The organism is Leucobacter insecticola (assembly GCF_011382965.1).
Taxonomy (GTDB): domain Bacteria; phylum Actinomycetota; class Actinomycetes; order Actinomycetales; family Microbacteriaceae; genus Leucobacter; species Leucobacter insecticola.
On record NZ_CP049934.1, the window covers coordinates 1565754 to 1583725 of the forward strand.

16 protein-coding genes and 1 pseudogene are annotated in these 17972 nt (G+C 62.5%); 8 read left to right on the plus strand and 9 right to left on the minus strand.

Annotated features, from left to right (window positions below):
• Nucleotides 1-33 precede the first annotated feature (33 nt).
• The 4 genes from G7067_RS07215 to G7067_RS07230 all read left to right on the plus strand — a co-directional run bounded on the left by G7067_RS07215 (nucleotide 34) and on the right by G7067_RS07230 (nucleotide 4351).
• The gene (locus G7067_RS07215; protein ID WP_166323103.1) at nucleotides 34-516 is read left to right on the plus strand and encodes a hypothetical protein; all 483 of its coding nucleotides are present in this window, start codon (nucleotides 34-36) and stop codon (nucleotides 514-516) included.
• A gap of 172 nt (nucleotides 517-688) precedes the next feature.
• Nucleotides 689-1696, plus strand: a complete 1008-nt coding sequence (locus tag G7067_RS07220) for an ABC transporter permease (protein ID WP_166323105.1) — start codon at nucleotides 689-691, stop codon at nucleotides 1694-1696.
• Nucleotides 1697-1712: 16 nt separating this feature from the next.
• Nucleotides 1713-2591, plus strand: coding sequence for an ABC transporter permease (locus G7067_RS07225; protein ID WP_166323107.1), 879 nt, complete (start codon nucleotides 1713-1715; stop codon nucleotides 2589-2591).
• Between the two features lie 2 nt (nucleotides 2592-2593).
• Entirely contained in the window at nucleotides 2594-4351 is a 1758-nt protein-coding gene (locus tag G7067_RS07230) for an ABC transporter ATP-binding protein (RefSeq protein WP_166323109.1), read from the plus strand.
• Nucleotides 4352-4387: 36 nt separating this feature from the next.
• Here the strand turns inward: G7067_RS07230 and G7067_RS07235 are convergent, their stop codons facing one another.
• Nucleotides 4388-5524 (minus strand): DmpA family aminopeptidase, encoded by a 1137-nt coding sequence (locus G7067_RS07235; protein WP_166323111.1) that lies wholly within the window; start codon nucleotides 5522-5524, stop codon nucleotides 4388-4390.
• A 151-nt stretch (nucleotides 5525-5675) separates the two neighbouring features.
• On the opposite strand from G7067_RS07235, the gene G7067_RS07240 reads away from it, so the two are divergent.
• Nucleotides 5676-6656 carry a GNAT family N-acetyltransferase gene (locus tag G7067_RS07240; protein WP_166323113.1) on the plus strand — a complete coding sequence of 327 codons (981 nt, stop codon included), beginning with the start codon at nucleotides 5676-5678 and terminating at the stop codon, nucleotides 6654-6656.
• Between the two features lie 9 nt (nucleotides 6657-6665).
• Here the strand turns inward: G7067_RS07240 and G7067_RS07245 are convergent, their stop codons facing one another.
• Nucleotides 6666-6878, minus strand: coding sequence for a hypothetical protein (locus G7067_RS07245; RefSeq protein WP_166323115.1), 213 nt, complete (start codon nucleotides 6876-6878; stop codon nucleotides 6666-6668).
• On the opposite strand from G7067_RS07245, the gene G7067_RS07250 reads away from it, so the two are divergent.
• Nucleotides 6868-7326, plus strand: a complete 459-nt coding sequence (locus G7067_RS07250; protein ID WP_166323117.1) for a cupin domain-containing protein — start codon at nucleotides 6868-6870, stop codon at nucleotides 7324-7326. The genes G7067_RS07245 and G7067_RS07250 overlap by 11 nt on opposite strands.
• A gap of 65 nt (nucleotides 7327-7391) precedes the next feature.
• Here G7067_RS07250 and G7067_RS07255 read toward each other — a convergent pair whose 3' ends face one another.
• From G7067_RS07255 to G7067_RS07285, 7 genes and pseudogenes are all read right to left on the minus strand, one after another.
• The gene (locus G7067_RS07255; RefSeq protein ID WP_166323119.1) at nucleotides 7392-8351 is read right to left on the minus strand and encodes an AraC-like ligand-binding domain-containing protein; all 960 of its coding nucleotides are present in this window, start codon (nucleotides 8349-8351) and stop codon (nucleotides 7392-7394) included.
• 93 nt (nucleotides 8352-8444) lie between these two features.
• Entirely contained in the window at nucleotides 8445-9263 is an 819-nt protein-coding gene (locus tag G7067_RS07260) for a helix-turn-helix domain-containing protein (RefSeq protein ID WP_166323121.1), read from the minus strand.
• 206 nt (nucleotides 9264-9469) lie between these two features.
• Nucleotides 9470-9979, minus strand: coding sequence for a hypothetical protein (locus tag G7067_RS07265; protein WP_166323123.1), 510 nt, complete (start codon nucleotides 9977-9979; stop codon nucleotides 9470-9472).
• 167 nt (nucleotides 9980-10146) lie between these two features.
• A pseudogene (locus tag G7067_RS07270) lies at nucleotides 10147-11504 on the minus strand (NAD-dependent succinate-semialdehyde dehydrogenase).
• Between the two features lie 140 nt (nucleotides 11505-11644).
• The gene (locus G7067_RS07275) at nucleotides 11645-12541 is read right to left on the minus strand and encodes a DUF4349 domain-containing protein (RefSeq protein ID WP_166323125.1); all 897 of its coding nucleotides are present in this window, start codon (nucleotides 12539-12541) and stop codon (nucleotides 11645-11647) included.
• 74 nt (nucleotides 12542-12615) lie between these two features.
• The gene (locus tag G7067_RS07280) at nucleotides 12616-13845 is read right to left on the minus strand and encodes an MFS transporter (RefSeq protein ID WP_166323127.1); all 1230 of its coding nucleotides are present in this window, start codon (nucleotides 13843-13845) and stop codon (nucleotides 12616-12618) included.
• A gap of 36 nt (nucleotides 13846-13881) precedes the next feature.
• Entirely contained in the window at nucleotides 13882-15423 is a 1542-nt protein-coding gene (locus G7067_RS07285; RefSeq protein WP_166323129.1) for a DEAD/DEAH box helicase, read from the minus strand.
• 411 nt (nucleotides 15424-15834) lie between these two features.
• On the opposite strand from G7067_RS07285, the gene G7067_RS07290 reads away from it, so the two are divergent.
• Complete coding sequence (locus G7067_RS07290) at nucleotides 15835-17205, plus strand: TrkH family potassium uptake protein (RefSeq protein WP_166323131.1); 1371 nt, start codon at nucleotides 15835-15837, stop codon at nucleotides 17203-17205.
• 49 nt (nucleotides 17206-17254) lie between these two features.
• Nucleotides 17255-17956, plus strand: a complete 702-nt coding sequence (locus G7067_RS07295; RefSeq protein WP_166323133.1) for a potassium channel family protein — start codon at nucleotides 17255-17257, stop codon at nucleotides 17954-17956.
• Nucleotides 17957-17972: the final 16 nt, after the last annotated feature.

Below are 17972 nucleotides of genomic sequence, written 5' to 3' on the forward strand. Positions count from 1 at the left end.
GCGTGTGATCCACGCGCCGGAGAGGAAGTTTCGATGACTACCAGCCCTTACGAGCACCTGTTTGTTCGCACACTCCGCGATTGCCGATTCGACATGATTAACGAGGCGGAGGCTGCGGGACGAGAACTGCCGAAGAACCTTAGCCGCCCGTGGGCGCTGATGAGCGCGATGGACGTGCCGGAAGCGAAAACCTATCTGACGATGAGCTGGGTCCACCCCACGGACGAGCCAGTGTTTTGGGTGCACGAACACGAGCACGACTACGACGAGGTGCTGACTTGGACGGGCTCGGACCCGGAGAACCCCCTCGACCTCGGCGCGGAGCTGTACATGGACATCGAGGGTGTGCGCCACATCATTACCACCTCAGGATCCGTCTATATTCCAGCGGGCACCAAGCACTGCCCGCTCGGCTTCAACCAGGTGGATCGTCCCTTCCGTTTCCAGGCGCTCGCCTTGAGCAAAGACGGCCACTATATGAGTGAAGCGGAGCGCGCCGAACACCAGCCAGCGTAACCACAAAAAAGGGTGCCCACGTTTACGCGTGGGCACCCTTTTTTGTCGGCCTGCGCACTCCGGTTGACCGCAGGAGCCATTCGCGGCGAAGTTGATTGTGACAGCCGCCGCTCGCGCGCACGATGGAATGCAGGAGTTCGGGCGGACCGGAGCCTGAGAGGACGAGGAAGTCATGACCGAGTTGATTGCTATATCGGATGCGCGCGCGAGCGCTTCGCGAGGCCTGCGCCGTCGCCGCACCGCAAAGCGGGCTGCGGGCAAGACCCTGCAGGGTGTCATTACGCTGCTGCTGGTATCGATCCTGATCTTCTTCGCGACACAAGCGATGCCGGGGGACGTCGCGCGCGTGATTCTCGGGGTCAACGCCACGCCAGAGGGGCTTGAAACGCTGCGCGAGCAGCTGGGGCTGAACCGTCCACTCATCACCCAGTACCTGACGTGGCTTGGCGGGATCCTGCAGGGCAACTGGGGTGTCTCGCTCACGAACGGCGTTCCCGTCGCCGACATCCTCGGCATACGACTTCGAAACTCCATCACGCTGGGGCTGTTCGCGATGGTGATCATGCTGCCGGTATCGCTCCTTCTCGGCGTGATCGCCGCGCAGCGCAAGGATCGCGCGTTCGACCACGTGTTTATGGGGAGTTCGATGGTCGTGAACGCTTCACCGGAGTTCGTGACTGGCACTGTGCTTATCGCGCTGTTTGGCACCACGGTGTTTCGCTGGTTACCTCCGGTCTCGCTGATCCCACCGGGGGACATGCCGTGGTGGCACATCCCGGCACTCGTGCTGCCAATTCTCACGCTCGTGATCACCGGAGTCGCTTACCTCTCCCGGCTCGTGCGCGTCTCGTTCATCGACGTGATGAACAGTGAGTATATCCAGACCGCAAAGTTGAAAGGTCTGTCGACGCGCCGGATCCTGTACCGCCATGCGCTGCCAAACGCGCTCGCGCCGATCGTGCCTGCGGCGTCGCTCGTCGCGGCCTTCGTGATTGGCGGAACGGTCGTGGTGGAGTATCTATTCTCATACCCCGGCATCGGATCAGCCCTCGTCGAGGCCGTCGGAAATCGTGACCTGCCGGTGGTCCAAGCGATTGTGCTGATCATTGCGACCGCCTACTTCGTATTCAATTTCATTGCCGACGTGCTGCCCCAGGCCGGCGCCAAACGCCCGAACTAGCATCCAGGGAAACTTCATGACGATCATCAAAACGCCGGATACTGCCGCTACGTCACTCACCCACCACACTCCGCGCGTGCTTGCCCGCTTCCTGGCCTCGCGCCAGGTCCGATGGGGCATCGCATTACTCGCGGTGATGCTGCTGTTCGCGCTGCTCGGACCACTGTTCACACCGTACCCGCCCGCCGAATCTATCGCGTTTCCGTATGCTCCTCCGGGTGACGGGCTCCTGCTGGGGGCGGATCAGCTCGGCCGGGACGTGTTCTCCCGGGTGCTCGCGGGCGGCGTGAGTCTCGCATGGATGGCGCCCCTCGCCGCGATTCTTGGCGTCCTGATTGGGGCGTTGATCGGCATGGTTGCGGCCTACGCCGGCGGTTGGACCGACACGATCCTGATGCGCATCATGGATGTACTGCTTGCCTTCCCCGGACTGCTCTTGGCGCTCATGTTTGTGTCCGTGCTCGGGCCGTCCTCCTGGCTACTCGTCGCTCTCGTGATCATTGCGCTCGTGCCCGGTGTGGCTCGTGTGATCCGAGGTGCCACGCTCCCGATATGCCGGCGCGAGTTTGTGCTCTGGGCGCAGTCGGTCGGGACACCAAATCGCACGATCCTCCTCCGAGAAATCTTGCCCAACATCACGTCGCCGCTGCTCGTGGAATTTGGCGTCCGACTCATGTGGGCTGTGGGGATCCTCGCCTCGATCAGCTTTATCGGCTACGGCATTCAGCCACCGACTCCGGACTGGGGGCTGATGGTGAGTGAGAACCGCACCGGCCTCACCACACAACCGCTTGCCGTGCTCGTGCCGATCATCATGATCGCGCTCTTCACCATCGGCGGCAATCTGATCTCCGAGGGTGGCGCACGCGTTATCGCTCGAACCGAAGGGAACTAATCATGGCGACAATTGAGGTGAGTGGGCTTACCGTCGCGCTCGAGAGCGACGGAGCCACGATTATTGAGGACGTATCACTGGCGCTTGAAGCCGGTGAGGTGATGGGCATTGTCGGGGAATCAGGATCAGGCAAGAGCACCCTCGCTCTCGCATTGCTCGGTTACACGCGGCCGGGCGGCAAGATTACCTCCGGTTCTGTCACGATCGAGGGAACCGACCTCCTCGGGCTCGACGAGGTCGGTCTACGCCAGGCCCGCCGCGGTCTCGTGTCATACGTGGCTCAGGATCCCGCAACCGCCCTCAACCCTGCGATGCGCATCGTTGACCAACTGCTGGAAGCGGTCGAGGGATCTCGCGCCGATTCGCTGCGGCAGATTCGCGAAACACTCATCTCGGTTGGTTTGCCGAGTGACGATGCCTTCCTCAAGAAGCACGCGAGCGAGCTTTCCGGTGGGCAGCAGCAGCGAATCGGAATCGCTATGGCGGTGATCGCGAAGCCTCGCTTGATCGTGCTCGACGAGCCGACGACCGGTCTCGATGTATCCACGCAGATGAAGGTGCTTGAGCTCGTGAAGCGTCTGTGTGACGAGCATCGCATCGCTGCGATCTACGTCACCCACGATCTTGCGGTTGTTGCGGAGGTCGCGGATGCCGTGACCGTCATGTACGGCGGTCAGGTCGTGGAAACCGGGCCATCCCGAGACCTGCTGCGATCCCCGTCCCACCCATACACGCGCGCCCTGCTGCGCGCCGTGCCCTCGACCGAGCGACGGCAGATGCTCGTTCCGATCCCCGGCCGGGCACCGAGCATTAGTGACCGTAATCCCGGCTGCGTGTTCGCCAAGCGCTGCGCCTTCGCCACGGAGATTTGCCATGAGTCCGTGCCTCAGCTGGAGCGCGCGGGTGTGGGCGAAGTTCGGTGTTTTCATCACCGCGAGCTCGAAGGAGAAGGGATGCCTGTGGTTGCGCTGGCCCCGGTAAGGGACGCAGAAGACAACACACCGCCGCTGCTACGCGTGACCGATCTGCACGCTTCTTACGCGTCACACACCGTGCTGAACGGCATTGACCTCGAGGTGCGGCCCGGCGAATGTATTGCCATCGTGGGAGAGTCAGGATCCGGAAAGAGCACGCTTTCGCGCTGCTTGATCGGGCTGCATACTGAGTGGGAGGGTGAAGTTGAACTCGATGGTGCCCCGCTCGCTCGTTCCGCCGCGAAGCGCACGAGTGAGGCGCGTCGACGCCTGCAGTACATTTTTCAGAATCCCTTTGGCTCACTGAATCCGAGGCTGACGGTAGGCGCGAGCCTCACCTCTCCGCTCGTTCACTTCGAGGGGCTGCGGGGAGAGGCCGCGCGCGCAAGGGCCGTCGAAGCGTTGGAACGGGTCGAGATTCCGGGACGGACGACCGAGCTCTACCCCGCGGAGCTCTCGGGCGGACAGCGACAGCGCGTCGCGATCGCGCGGGCGTTGCTCGCGAATCCCGGTGTACTCATTTGCGATGAGGTCACCTCCGCCTTGGACGTCTCGGTGCAGGCCTCGGTCGTTGAGCTTCTTCGTGGACTCCTGACCGACGGGCTCGGGATCATTTTCGTGACCCATAATCTCGCCGTGGTGCGCAGCATCGCTGATTCGGTGGCCGTGCTTAACCAGGGGACAATCGTCGAACACGGCCAAGTTGAAAGGGTAATGGACAACCCTCAAGACATCTACACTCAAGGCCTTCTCGCAGACACCCTCGACCTGCCTGTTGCGTCCTAGCCGCTGGCAGGTCTAGGGCGAGAGCCCTGGCCTTCGCTACTTCCGCGCGAGAAGCTGTACCAGTTGATCCTGCGGAAGAGCGTAGCGAGTCGTGCCGTTGATACCGACCATGGTGTCAGCCGCGAGCATCGCGTTGACAATGGCTTCCTCCGTTGCTTCAATTACCGCGTAGAAGAGCGGATCAATGTGGTCGTTGCTGAGGGCGGAGACTGGGGCACTGATGGGGGTGTCTGGAGAAAAGCCGCCGGGAATTGCGCCGAGGTTCGCGGTGGAGAAGCACAACGCGAGATCCCCGCTGCCGTTTTCGCCCGCCCCTCCCACGCGAGCGATCCCGAGCGTGGATCGCTGGGCAAGGCGAGCGCACTGGTGGGGAAGAAGCGGCGCGTCGGTCGCAATAATGACGATGATGGAGCCGCTGCCCTCCGGGAGGTTGGTGCCGGCCGCGTGATCATCGGGAAGCTGGATCGCGTCTCCGAGCTGCACCCCGTCGATGGTGAGCCGGGAGCGCCTGCCGTGGTTGGCTTGCACGAGTACTCCGACGGTGTAGCCCCCGTCTGTTTCGGAAACCACGCGGGACGAAGTGCCGATGCCACCTTTGAAGCCGTGCGCGATCATCCCGGTGCCGCTGCCCACGCTGCCCTCGGCCACCGGGCCTGAGGTCGCCGATGCGATGGCCTGCTCCACGTGCTCCGGGCGCACGTGGAAGCCATTGAGATCATTGAGAATCCCGTCCCAAGTCTCTCCCACAACCGGGAGCGAGAAGAACGATTCCTCGGGTCCGCGGGCCAGAGCTTCATGAGCGACCAGAGCGTCGCGCACCACCCCAACGCTGTGCGTATTGGTGAGCCCGATGAAGCTGGTGAGGGTGCCCGATTCGCGTACCCATTCAAGACCCGTCAGCTCGCCGTTGCCGTTGAGACGATGCGGCGCCGCAAACAAGGGGGTGCGCCACGGCTCATCGCAGGGCAAGACCACGGTTACGCCCGTTCGCACCGGCCCGGATCCTCGCACGAGGGAGCCGTCTCCCGAAACGAGGGTGGTGTGGCCGACTCGTACCCCGGCCACATCGGTAATCGCATTGAACTCGCCGCTCGGAAGCTCGCCCATCTTGAGCCCTAACGCACGGGCCCTTCGCTTGGACGGAGTCGTCTCTGGAGCAGAATTGATAGTCATCTTCTCATTGTGCACGATCCCGAATCGACTTCGGCAGCTTGACCTGCGAGGGCAAAATGTTGACCTTCAGAGTCAAAGAAGACAGGAGTGCCAACGATTACGCTCACTCAAGAGGAACCGTGTGGCCCCGAGCGCTGCACAGAGAGTTGGGATGAGGGTGCGGATTGACGATGAGACCACAGAACGCTGGAATGCAAGAGATCGTAGCCTCGACTCGCAACTGCCTGAGCGGAAATTTGCCACCGTTGACGGTGCGCTGATCGAGCGGAACTCCGGCAGCGCTATCAGTGCCGTGGGCCTACCGAGCCGCGTCGCGCTGTGTGCTGACGCGCCCGAAGCTCTCTGGGGAGCCTTGCAGCGGGACCAACTGGAGCTGCGATGGGACGGCGACACGACCGCGCTCAACACGCTACTGGATCGCTGGGTCGAACGCGTAGAGGGAGATCTTGGCCCCGAAGACGAGTGGGAAACCGCTATGGAACTCGTCGTGCCAGCCCGAGACTCCGCCGCGGCCATTCCGCTGCTCGCCCACGGCTTCGCAGTCGTCGGGGCCATCGGGATCAGGGTGGGGCGCCGCGGAACCGATCCGAGTGCGGCGGAGGCTCGTCTGAAGGCGCGTGGATACACGCTGCGACAGGCGAGCCTGGCCGATGTGTCGATCCTGGCCGAGCTCGATGTCGAGCTGCTCGCCCATGATTCGCAGCACGGCAGCGTAACGATTCGCCCGGGAGCTGCAGCAATCTTGGCCGACGGGATCCGCGAGCGGCTAGAGCAGGATCCTGAGTGGACCTGGCTGCTTGAGCGACAGGGTGAGGTCGCCGGTTACCTCAGTATCGAGTTTGACCGCGAGCGGCACCGTGCCGAGTGCAGCGCTGCAGCGGGTGGAGAGATACAGGGCGGTGCGGGCGCAGCCCCCGTCGGCTACATCCAGGCGATGTACCTACGCGAGGAAGTTCGCGGGGCCGGTATCGGCGAGAGTGTCGTTGAGTTCGGTCATGGCCGTCTTGAGGCCGCGGGCGTCGAACGGGTCCTCCTGGGTTACGCCGCAATTAATCCGCGCTCCGGTCCGTTCTGGTGCCGGATGGGATACCGTCCGCTCTGGAACAGCTGGCAGCGACGCCCTGCCACCTAGTGGTGTGTCTCAGAAATAACTCCCCGTTGCGGTGCGCCGGTGAGCCGCGCTCGCTGCGTTGTTCTCGTCGGCTTTGCCTCCAGCAAAGCTCTCCTCGTCCGCCTTGCGATCACAGCTCCCCGGCACATCCTTACTGGGAAGCCATTTCTGAGACGCACCACTAGATTCGCGGAAGAAAAGATCCCAAACAAACAAAATAATGGAGGAAAAAATGACCAGCAACTACGAGCGCCTTTTTGTGCGCGACATGCCCAGCTGTGCTGGAGAGTTCACCAGCGAGGGTGAGCAGGCCGGCCTTGACCTCCCGGAGAACCTGGGAGAAGGGTACTGGGTAATGAATCCCTCGGTCGTGCCGGAGAGCCAGATCAACATGAGTCACATTTGGGTGCATCCGACCGAGGAGCCTCAACACTGGGTTAACCCGCACGTGCACGACTACGACGAAGTGCTGATTTGGACAGGCGGAGACCCTGACAACCCGGAGGATCTGGGGGCCGAGATCTACATGGACGTGGAGGGAGAACGCCACATCATTACGACTTCCGGATCGGTGTACATTCCGGCCGGAACCGTGCACTGCCCGCTCGGTTTCAACCGGGTGGATCGACCGTTCCGGTTTAGCGCGCTCTCGCTGGCTCCGAGCTACCTGTCGAAGAAGTCCCAGAAGTAGAAAGACTGTTCTGGTTGAGACGGGACCGAGCCGCCTCAACCAGAACAGCGGTTGTGGCGACTCGTCTATCTGGAGAGTCGGAGCTCGCTTGGAGAGATGCCGAAGCGAGCGCGAAACGTGCGGCTGAAGTGGGCCGCATCGAGGAAACACCACTGCGCCGCTATGGCCGAAACCGGGCGGTCCGCGTAGGCAGGGTTTTGCAGATCGGCGTAGCAGCGTTCGAGTCTGAGCGAGCGGATCATTGCGGCGATTGTCTCTCCTTCCCCCTGGAAAATGCCGTGGAGTCGCCGCGGAGAGAGGTAGTGCGCGGCCGCAACTTCTTCGGGCCCGAGTGTGGGTGACTGTAGATGATCGCGAATGTACTCGCGGACGCTGCGAATGAGTACCTGGCGGGGATCCTGGTCGAGCCGTTCAGAACCGAGCGTTGCGGTAATCAGGGTTGAAATCAGGTCTGTTGTGGTCTGTGCCAGCTGTCGCCGCACCAGGTCCGGTGACTGCACGAGGGCCCCGGGCATCTGTGGCAGCGTCTGTGACACGATGGTGCCGAGCGCTGTGTCCCGGGAGAGATGAGTGGCCGTCAACTCGGCAACGAGTTCGGCGGGCAGGTCGATGCTGCTTTTGGGGATCATCACGACGAGGTTGCAAAAGTCTCTGTCGAACGTGAGTGTGTAGGGGCGGGCGGTGTCGTAGATGGCGACATCGCCGGGGCTCAGGATCACCTCACGATTGTCTTGCACCAGTAAACCGGTGCCCGCCTGCATGAGGCTCAGCTTAAAATAATCGCCGCCTCCCTGCTCAATGAGGCTTTCGTTACGGTAGACATCATGTGCATTTGCGCTCACCTCGGCGAACGTGATGTGATGAGCATCTGCGGCGCAAAGTCGCCCGCGAAACCGGGCTGCTGGCGGACCTGACACCAAGAGGGGAACGAACGACGAGGAAATGGCCGAGTCGAAACTATCGAAATCGGTGAAGAACGCGCGGGAAGATGTCCGCTGTTGCTCGGAACTCGTTGAAACTAGCATCAATGCTCCTTGTGAAATCGATCGCCGACTCTGGCGTCGATAGTTTTCGGTACGGTGATGTACCCGGAATGCGTGATGCGTGAGGTCGGTCGCTTAGACCATCCGCCGGGTACTAGCTGGTACCTCTCGGTACGAAGTGGGAGTGCAGCCCACTTCGCGCCGGAAGAACCGTGAGAAATAAGAGGGTTCGCTGAACCCGAGACGATCGGCAATCTGAGCCGCACTCAATTCGGTGCCATTGAGTAGACGCTGCGATTCACGGGCAACCGCAGTGCGCAGGATCCTGCCGGGGGTTGATCCGGTATCGGCCACCACCGATTCCGTGAGGTAGCCGCTGGTCACCCCAAGCACGGCCGCGCAGGAAGACACGGTCATGCGCGCGCTGGGTGCTCGCAGCACCATCCGGAGGAAATCTCGGGACAGTGACGACTGCTCGACTGCCGCAGGCGGAGCCGCGCCACCCGACACGCACTCCCACATCGTGGCGGAGATCAGGTGGCGTGCGCTCTCGCTGCTTCTGGTCTCAGCGACCGCCTCGACGAGACGACGCACCTGAGCCTGGGCCTGCATGGTGAGACACAGTGGAGCTGCTCCGAGAAGCAGCAACTCGCGCACTTGGTCGGGGAGACCGCCCAGCTGATCGAGGAGGCTCTCCTCGAACATCACACCGATGCCGCGGAGGCCCCTGGCTTCCCAAAAATGCACCTGCCCGGGAGCAATCACGTGGACGTCGCCCGGGGTCAGAGGAACCCGCGCGAAATCGATGACATCGTAGCCTTCACCCTCTTCGATCAGGATCAACTGAGCAAAGTTGTGTCGGTGAGGCTCGTGCGCCTCGTTGAGCGCATCGATGGGCTCGACGGTGAACTGGGTGCCGCTCGGAAAGTCCGGCTGCATGGTCAGCGAGTGCACAGGTAGAGAACTTTTGTGGTCGGCGGACATCGGGGCTCCCTCGCATCGTTGATCACCCGTCGGCGGCAGCGGTGTTTCGACCGCGGCCATGCCATATGACCGATGATAGTCAACGCGAACACCCGCAGTGAGCGAACTGCGGGAGCTAGGCGCGAAAGTCAGGCTCTTCGCGCTGGGGGGTGATAATGCCACCGACCACTCCGTCGTTAGGAGGCAGACTCGGAGGTGGCGAGAGCTTCGGCCTTCAGCTTCTCGATCAGGCCTTCATTCTCGTCCGAGTCATACTCGGGGCTCAGCGAGAGCGCGCTGAAGTTGAAGGGGCGGGTGACCTTGATGAAGCCGAGCGGGCAGTGCCGAACCCCTGCCGGAATGTATACGGAGCCTGAAGTAGTGATGTTGTGGCGCACACCCTCAATGTCGAGGTAGATCTCTGCGCCCAGGTCTTCGGGATTCTCCGGGTCTGAGCCGGTCCAGATGAGCACTTCGTCATACTCGTGAACGTGATCGTTCACCCAGTGGTGTGCTTCATCGACCTCGTGGATCCAGGTGTGGCTCATATGAATCTGGCTCTGCGGCACTTCGTTGACACGCATGAGCCCGAGCGGCGGAGACACGTTTGGGGGAGTTGGTAGACCGGCAGCGTCGCCTTCATTGCTGAAATCTGAGCCACAGGGCACCATGTTGCGCACGAAAAGATGCTCGTAAGTATCAGGCATTGTTCCTCCTCATTGGGGTTGCCGCGTCTGCGGTGGCTCCAGTATGAATGCGGGGAGGGGGCATTTTCGATGCACCAATGCCGGTTGTGCTGGGACTTTTTCAGGCGTGCAAATGGCTGTGGCCCGGATCCAACTCGGATCCGGGCCACAGCCATTCACTTACGTTCTTACTTCTCGTAGAAGCGGAAAAGCTTCTTGTTGGCGAACTCGAGCATGCCGACCTTGCCCAGCTCGCGGCCGTAGCCCGACTTCTTAACGCCACCGAAGGGCACGTCTGCACCCTCAAGGCCCGCGCCGCCGATGAAGACCATGCCGACATCGAGCTGGTTGCCGACCTGCTCGGCGCGCTCCAGATCGTCACAAATGATCACGGAGCCGAGACCGTAGGGCGAAGAGTTTGCGAGCTCGATCGCCTCAGCATCGCTCGACACCTTGTAGAGCTGCGCGACCGGGCCAAACAGTTCCTGGCTGTAGACGTCCATCGCCGGCGTGATGTTGGTGATGATGGTCGGGGTGTACAGGTTGCCCTGGGGGAGTTATCGCCGACGAGCACCTCGGCGCCCTGAGCAATCGCGCCGCCAACCTGCTTGGTCAGCGTCTCGGTTGCCGCAGCCGACGACATCGGGCCGAAGTCGCCCGCCTCGTAGGACTGCCCAGCGATGGCAGTCTTGAACTTCTCAGCGAACTCGTCGAAGTACTTGTCCATGACGACGATGCGCTTGGAACCGTTGCACGCCTGGCCGGTGTTCTCCATGCGGCCGCCCACAGCGTGTTCCACCGCGTGGTCGAGATCCGCGGTGTCGAGCACAAGGAACACGTCGGATCCGCCGAGCTCAAGCACGCACTTCTTCAGGGCGCGGCCTGCCTGCTCAGCCACAATTGCACCTGCGCGTTCGGAGCCAGTGAGCGAGACACCCTGGATCCGATCGTCTGCGATGATGTCGCCGATCTGGTCGTGGGTCGCGAACACGTTGACGTAGGCGCCCTCGGGGAAGCCCGCGTCACGGAAGATCTTTTCGAGGGCGAGCGCCGACTCGGGGCACTGTGCAGCGTGCTTCAGAATGACCGTGTTGCCGAGGATCAGGTTGGGAACCGCGAAGCGTGCAACCTGGTAGTAGGGGTAGTTCCACGGCATGATGCCGAGGATCACGCCGGTGCCCTGGAAGCGGAAGAAAGATTTCAGGCCGTCCTCGACCTCGAGTACCTCATCGGCGAGCCACTTCTCAGCGTTCTTGGCGAAGGCCGCGGTGATCGCTCCCGAGAACTCGGCCTCACCGACCGACTGCTCCATCGGCTTGCCCATCTCGCGATTGATGATCGCGCCAAGCTCGTCTTTCCGCTCGTCGAAGAGTTCAGCCGCGCGCTGTGCAAGGGCAGCTCGCTCGGCGACGGTAGTGGTGCGAGCCCACTCCTTGTAGGCCTTCTGTGCCGAGGCGAGCGACGCCTCGATCTCCGCAGCGGTGGCGTCTGGATACTCCGCGAGGGTTTCGCCCGTGGCCGGGTTAATGACGGCAAATGTGCCCATAGATGACTCACTCCTTAGTGACTTCGTCGGGTGGTGTTAGTACAGCCAGTCTCCCATACCTCTCACCAGAGCACTAGCTTTCGAATCGCGTGTATTCGAAGGTTTATTTGGAGCGAATCATCTGAATATGCGCAATAAATCTACTGAATCAGTTGCGGCTCCTGCGCGGATCCCTGCCGCCGCTGGCGCCGCTTCTTCGAAACCCGCACGATCAGTACGATCCCACCGGCAATAATGCCGCCGAGGATCACCCACGGGATCAGGATCCCGGCGAGCACAAGCGCGCCCGCCCCGGCTGTACCGAGGGAAGCGAAACCTGCGAGCAGACCCTCCCAAAAGCTTGCTGGGCCCCCGGGGATGACGCTCTGAGTGCTGAGGTTCACCCAAATGCTCGCGTCGTCAACTTGGTCTTCGAGGATCTCAAGTTGCGCGCGCAAGCCATCAAGCTCTTGCTGTCGCTGGGAGAGAGCCGATTCAGCCTCGATGAGTTCGCTGGTTGAGGCGGCTCCTGTCATGAGTTGTTTGAGGCGGCTCACCGACTCTTCCAACGCCCCTACCCGCGCCTGGAGGTCGACGCGCTGAGTCGTGACATCGGCGCTGCTGCGGCTCTGGGAGACGACATCGCCTATCTCGGCGAGTTGCTCAAACGCCGCGTCGAACTTGTCCGCCGGAACGCGCACCGCCATCGACGCGTGTGCAGGGGAGCCGCCAATCGAACCATCAACGGTTTGCGATTCGACGTAGCCGCCGAGATCTTTGATGATCGTTTCAACTCGAGCGGCGGAGTCACCAGGATCAGACACGGTGAGCGAAATGTCGCCGGAATAGATGATGGAGGGCCCTGTCGAATCGGGATCAGCTGCCCGAAAGGAATCCTCAGACAGCGATTCGGGGGCGCCGCTTTGCGTGTCTGGTATCGCTTGAGGCCCGATCGTAGTGAGATCGCTCTGCCCAGCCGCACATGCAGACAGTGGCGCCACGACCAGCACCGCAGCGAGCGCGGCGATCGCAGACAGGAGTGAACGTCGACGTTTCATATCCACACCCTACATGCCGCCTACGTTTCGCATGCGGGGAGAATTCAGCGTATTCAGCAGATGCGAAGAGGCCGCTATGGCAGCGGAATGTTGAGCGTTCCCGTCTCCGGGAGCGGCTCAATATGGCGACCCTTCAGATCGGGCAGCCAGCGCATGCAACTCGCAGCGACGATAGCGCAGACGAGGAGAAGCGCTGCAGACACGAGGATCGCGCCGTGCGCTCCGGCCGCATCGATCGCAATGCCCGCGAGGGCCGAACCGGTCGCGACGCCCACGAGCTGTCCCGTGCCGACCCAGCCGTACGCCTCGGCGGTTTCCGAAAACTTGACGGTGGAACTCACGATGCTCGACATTGCGGCAAAGGTGGGAGCCGTTCCCAGCCCGCCGAGGAACAACACCGCGCCCAGCCACCAAATGTTGAGGCTGACCAGGCACAGCAGAGTGCCTGCAAGTACGCCAGTGATCCTGAGCAGCATCGACCACGGCCGAAGCGTGCGATGTCCAAGGAGCAGGCCGCCCACGAGGGATCCTCCCGCGAAGAGTGCGAGAACGATCCCGGATTCCATGCTGCCGTGCCCGGCGTCATCACCGGCCGGAGTAAAGGCTGCAACGATTCCGGCTTCGATGGCCGCGAATGAGGACACAAAAAAGAAACCGACAACGGTAGCGATGACGACGGTGGGACGGCGCAAAATCGCGCCAATGCCGCGGGAAGCACGGGGGATCTTGACCGCACCGACTGAGGGGCTGAGGATGAACCAGGCGCCGCCGAGCATCATGAACGCGGCGGCGACGCACAGGCCGATGGCGGTGCCAAATTGCGAGGATACAAACACCGCAACGACGGGGCCGAGCACCCAGATGATCTCTTGAGCCGCAGCATCAAGGGAGAAGAGGCCTGCGAGTTGGTTGCCGGGAACGAGCTTCGGGTAGAGCGTGCGCACCGCCGGAGTCACCGGGGGAGTCGTGATACCAACACAGAATGCGATGCCCGCCGTAATAGTCAATGGCAAATGAACGAATGCGATCACAATGAGGAGAAGCGCACACAGGAAAGTGGTGCTCGCGAGTACCGGGCCCATCCCGAGTCGTCCCATAAGGCGGCTTGACACGGGACCAGACACTGCCTGGCCGATGCTCTGCGCGGCCAATACGACACCGGCTGAGGTGTAGTCCCCATACGCGAGCTGCACATGTAGCAGCAGAACAATCGACAGCATCCCAAATGGGAAGCGCGCTGTGAGCTGCGAGATCAGGACACGAAACACTCCGGGGTTTCTGCCGAGTTCCCGATAAATGCCCATCAGACGAGTATACGTGCGACGGGGTTTATAGACCTACTAGCTGCTCGTCGAGTAGACGGTGCTTGATCCGCCGCCGCTCGCGCGACGACCGGTGCGGCGCTGGCCGCCCTGCTGGGTGCGGCCCTGGCCGCCCTGGCCCTGACCGCCGCGACCGGCACCCCGTCCGGAGCTTGAACCCTTGCCCCGACCTGCGCCCTGCCCAGATCCTGAACCTTGGCCCTGATTGTTCGCACCGCCGCGCCCGCCGCGTGATCGCTTGCGCTTCGCGTTGGCGCCCTGGCTCTTGCCCTCGCCCTGGGGTGCGTGACCGGCAGCGCGCTGTTGAGCGTTCTGAGCGCTCGCGCGTTTGCGCTCGGTCTCCTTCGGATCGACGCGCGGCGCGATCTCACCGATCAATGCCAGCACCTCGGGATCGATATTGGCGGCGTTTGGATCGACATGACGCGGGGTCACCTTGATCTTTGCGGCGCGAATCAGTTGACGCATCTCGCCGCGCTGTTCGGGGAGTACCAGCGTCACTACGTCGCCCTCGTTGCCCGCGCGTGCGGTGCGGCCGGAACGGTGGGTGTAGGCCTTGTGTTCGACGGGCGGATCGATGTGCACGACGAGCTCGACGCCGTCAACGTGCACGCCGCGTGCGGCAACGTCGGTCGCCACGAGCACCCGGGCCTCGCCGCTGACGAACTCGGCGAGGTTACGATCCCGAGCATTTTGCGACAGGTTGCCCTGCAGTTCGACCGCGGGGATCCCCGCGGCAGTGAGCTGCTTCGCGAGACGCTTCGCCTGGTGCTTCATGCGAGTGAAGAAGATACGGCGGGCGGTGCCACTCGCGAGCGCTTCGATGAGCGCGTCCTTCTGATCCTTGCCAGAAACTTCGAATACGTGGTGGGTGAGCAGCGGCACGGGAGACTCAGCCGAGTCAACCGAGTGCATGATCGGATCGTGGAGATACTTCTTCACCACGTTGTCCACGCCGTTGTCGAGGGTCGCGCTGAAGAGCAGGCGCTGACCCCGCTGCGGGGTCTTGTTCAGGATCCGGGTGACAACGGGGAGGAAGCCCATGTCGGCCATGTGGTCCGCCTCGTCGAGCACGGTGATCTGCACCTGACCGAGATCAACGACACCCTGTTTCATGAGGTCGTCGAGACGACCGGGGGCCGCAACCACAATGTCAACGCCACGCTCGAGGACCTCTTCTTGGCGGCGTTGCGAGACTCCGCCGAAGATAGTGGTGACGCGCACGCCCACCGGGTCCGCGAGGAACTTGATCGTCTCCGCGATCTGGGTGACGAGCTCTCGCGTCGGGGCAAGCACGATGGCTCGCGGCTTGTTCGGGCGACGCTTCTGGGCGACATCCTCAGCGAGGTTGGCGACGAGCGGGATGCCGAACGCGATGGTCTTGCCCGATCCGGTGCGGCCACGGCCGAGCACGTCCCGGCCCGCAAGCGTGTCGGGCAGGGTGTCGCGCTGAATTGGGAACGGGGACGTCTTGCCGTTCTTCGCGAGCGCGTCGGCGATGGGGGCGGGGACACCAAGATCCAAGAAAGATGGCGTCTGGGGGGTAGTCTCTTCGGTCACTGGGACCTTTCATTCTGGAGCAGCGCTCGGCACAGTTAGCTCCGAGAGAGGACATGCCTCAGAACGGATCAAAACAATCGTGATGTACCGTGCGTCACTGCAAGTTATCGAGTGCGCGGGATCGCGCATCCGTTCGCCGCGGATCGGGCCGAACGGCGCCCAGGCCTGCGCGTGAGGCAGGCGGGCGGTGCGGTGAATAGCGACGCGTGGCGCGTGGGCGCCGACTGAGATAGCTTAGCGGGTTTTCCGGGCATGTGGGCTGTGAATTTTGCGGCGCGCAGCGCGGTGTTGTGTGTGAACACCTCGGTCCGCCCTCAAGCTGGCGCCCTGCGCTGCGGAGCGCACACGCACATGCGGCTCCCTGAAGACTCGAAGCGTTGACCCTGCCGTGTTCCGCTACGATCAGGGGCTATGGCGAAATTGCGGGTTTCGCGGGACGCTGGTGCGGCCCGTCGAGCGACCTTTATGGAACCTGCGCAGAAGATCACGCTGGGCTTCGCAGGCGCGGTTGCCCTCGGCACACTGCTGCTCATGCTTCCCGTTTCTTCGGCGGAGGGCCGCTGGACTGGTGTCGTTGATGCCCTCTTCACTGCGACATCGGCGGTGTGTGTCACCGGCCTGACCGTCGTTGACACTGCAACACACTGGAGTGGCTTTGGGCAGGTGGTGATCCTGCTGCTCATCCAACTGGGTGGCCTCGGGATCATGCTCTTTGCCGCGCTCGTTGGGCTGCTCCTAGCTCGAAAGATGTCGGTGCGCGCCCGCCTCGTTGCGGGGGCGGAAACGAAGACCAGTGGCGACGGAAACACGCGCCGGATCGGGATCGGGATCCTGCAGACCTCGCTTGCGATCGAGGCCGTGGTTGCGCTGCTGCTCTGTCTCCGGTTTGTTTTTGGATACGGTTACGACCTCCCCAAAGCCATCTGGTATGCGACGTTTCACGCGGTCTCGGCGTTCAATAACGCCGGTTTCGCGCTCTACAGCGACAACATGATGTCGTTTGTCGCGGACCCGTGGATCTGCCTGCCGCTGTGCCTCGCTATCGTCTTGGGTGGGCTCGGATTCCCAGTGCTGCGGCAGTTGCGTCGGGAGTTGTGGGTGCCGCTGCGGTGGACGATGAACACACGCATCGTCCTGATCATGTCGGGGGCCCTGCTCGCGGCCGGCACCGTATTCTTCACCGTGGTGGAATGGTCCAACCCCGCAACTCTGGGGAAGCTTGATCCCGCGGCCCGACTGCTGGCGGGGTTCTTCCAATCCGTGCAGGCCCGCACCGCAGGTTTCAACTCCGTCGACATTTCGCAGCTCCACGATGGCACCTGGCTGGGTCTTGACGTGCTGATGTTTATCGGCGGCGGACCAGCGGGCACGGCAGGCGGCATCAAGGTCACCACTTTCGCGGTGCTTTTTTTCATCGTCTGGACCGAGCTCCGCGGCGGCACCTCGGTCAACATTTTTGGCAAGCGGCTGTCGCGAGCGGTGCACCGGGAGGCCATCACGGTAGTGGTGATTGCGATCGGTGCGATCATCACGGTGACGCTCCTGATCCTGAACATCACTGATGTGGATCTTGACCTGGTGCTTTTTGAAGCAGTGTCTGCCTTTGGCACGGTGGGCCTGTCAGCGGGGATCACCGCGACGCTGCCCGATGCGGCGCAACTGATGTTGGTGCTGTTGATGTTTTTGGGTCGGCTCGGCCCGCTGACCCTCGGTTCGGCGCTTGCGCTTCGTGAGCGTCGTATCGCCTATGAACTCCCGAAGGAACGGCCGGCGATCGGCTAGTGTTGCTTGCGTCACGCGGCTTCTGAACCACGCGAGATAAGGAAAAATCATGTCGAACTTTTTGTCGTTTGGTGATCGCACCCGGCGCATTGCCGACGTCGACTCGGTGGCGGTGATCGGTCTTGGGAGATTCGGGACGGCGCTCGCACTCGAACTGATGCGCACGGGCACCGAAGTCTTGGGTGTTGACGCGGATGAGGACATCGTGCAGTCCTTGAACGGCCAACTCACCCAGGTGGTTCGCGCGGATGCGACTCGACTCGAAACGCTCGAACAGCTCGACATCGGATCTTTCGATCGGGTGGTGGTTGGCGTGGGTTCTGATATTCGCGCTTCGGTGCTGACCGCGTCGTTGCTTTTGCGCCTCAACGTCCCCGCGGTGTGGGCGAAGGCCGATGACGAACAGCATGCGCTCATCCTGGAACAGCTCGGCGTGCACCGCGTCGTGGCACCCGAAAAGGAGATGGGGCGGCGAGTGGCGCACCTCGTGCGCGGTGCCGCGACGGACTATTTCGAGGTGGAGCCGGGATTCGCGATGGTCAAGACGACGGTGCCTGAGGGGCTGGTGGATGTGACCCTCGGAGCATCGGCGGGCAAACTCCCCAAGAGTATTTCGATCGCTGCGGTGCGCTCAGCAGATGGCACCTGGCGAAACGCGAGTGCCTCGCAGGAGCGGGTCCTGTGCGCGGGGGACGTATTTCTGATCGTCGGCCCCACCGCGCAGGTTGAGGCCTTCGCCCAGCTCCGCTGAGCGCGGCGCACGCTCA

Coding starts and splice junctions, on each gene's coding strand:
- G7067_RS07215 (WP_166323103.1), top strand. CDS start 34: ATGACTACCAGCCCTTACGAGCACCTGTTTGTTCGCACACTCCGCGAT.
- G7067_RS07220 (WP_166323105.1), top strand. CDS start 689: ATGACCGAGTTGATTGCTATATCGGATGCGCGCGCGAGCGCTTCGCGA.
- G7067_RS07225 (WP_166323107.1), top strand. CDS start 1,713: ATGACGATCATCAAAACGCCGGATACTGCCGCTACGTCACTCACCCAC.
- G7067_RS07230 (WP_166323109.1), top strand. CDS start 2,594: ATGGCGACAATTGAGGTGAGTGGGCTTACCGTCGCGCTCGAGAGCGAC.
- G7067_RS07235 (WP_166323111.1), bottom strand. CDS start 5,524: ATGACTATCAATTCTGCTCCAGAGACGACTCCGTCCAAGCGAAGGGCC.
- G7067_RS07240 (WP_166323113.1), top strand. CDS start 5,676: ATGAGGGTGCGGATTGACGATGAGACCACAGAACGCTGGAATGCAAGA.
- G7067_RS07250 (WP_166323117.1), top strand. CDS start 6,868: ATGACCAGCAACTACGAGCGCCTTTTTGTGCGCGACATGCCCAGCTGT.
- G7067_RS07255 (WP_166323119.1), bottom strand. CDS start 8,351: ATGCTAGTTTCAACGAGTTCCGAGCAACAGCGGACATCTTCCCGCGCG.
- G7067_RS07265 (WP_166323123.1), bottom strand. CDS start 9,979: ATGCCTGATACTTACGAGCATCTTTTCGTGCGCAACATGGTGCCCTGT.
- G7067_RS07275 (WP_166323125.1), bottom strand. CDS start 12,541: ATGAAACGTCGACGTTCACTCCTGTCTGCGATCGCCGCGCTCGCTGCG.
- G7067_RS07280 (WP_166323127.1), bottom strand. CDS start 13,845: ATGGGCATTTATCGGGAACTCGGCAGAAACCCCGGAGTGTTTCGTGTC.
- G7067_RS07290 (WP_166323131.1), top strand. CDS start 15,835: ATGGCGAAATTGCGGGTTTCGCGGGACGCTGGTGCGGCCCGTCGAGCG.
- G7067_RS07295 (WP_166323133.1), top strand. CDS start 17,255: ATGTCGAACTTTTTGTCGTTTGGTGATCGCACCCGGCGCATTGCCGAC.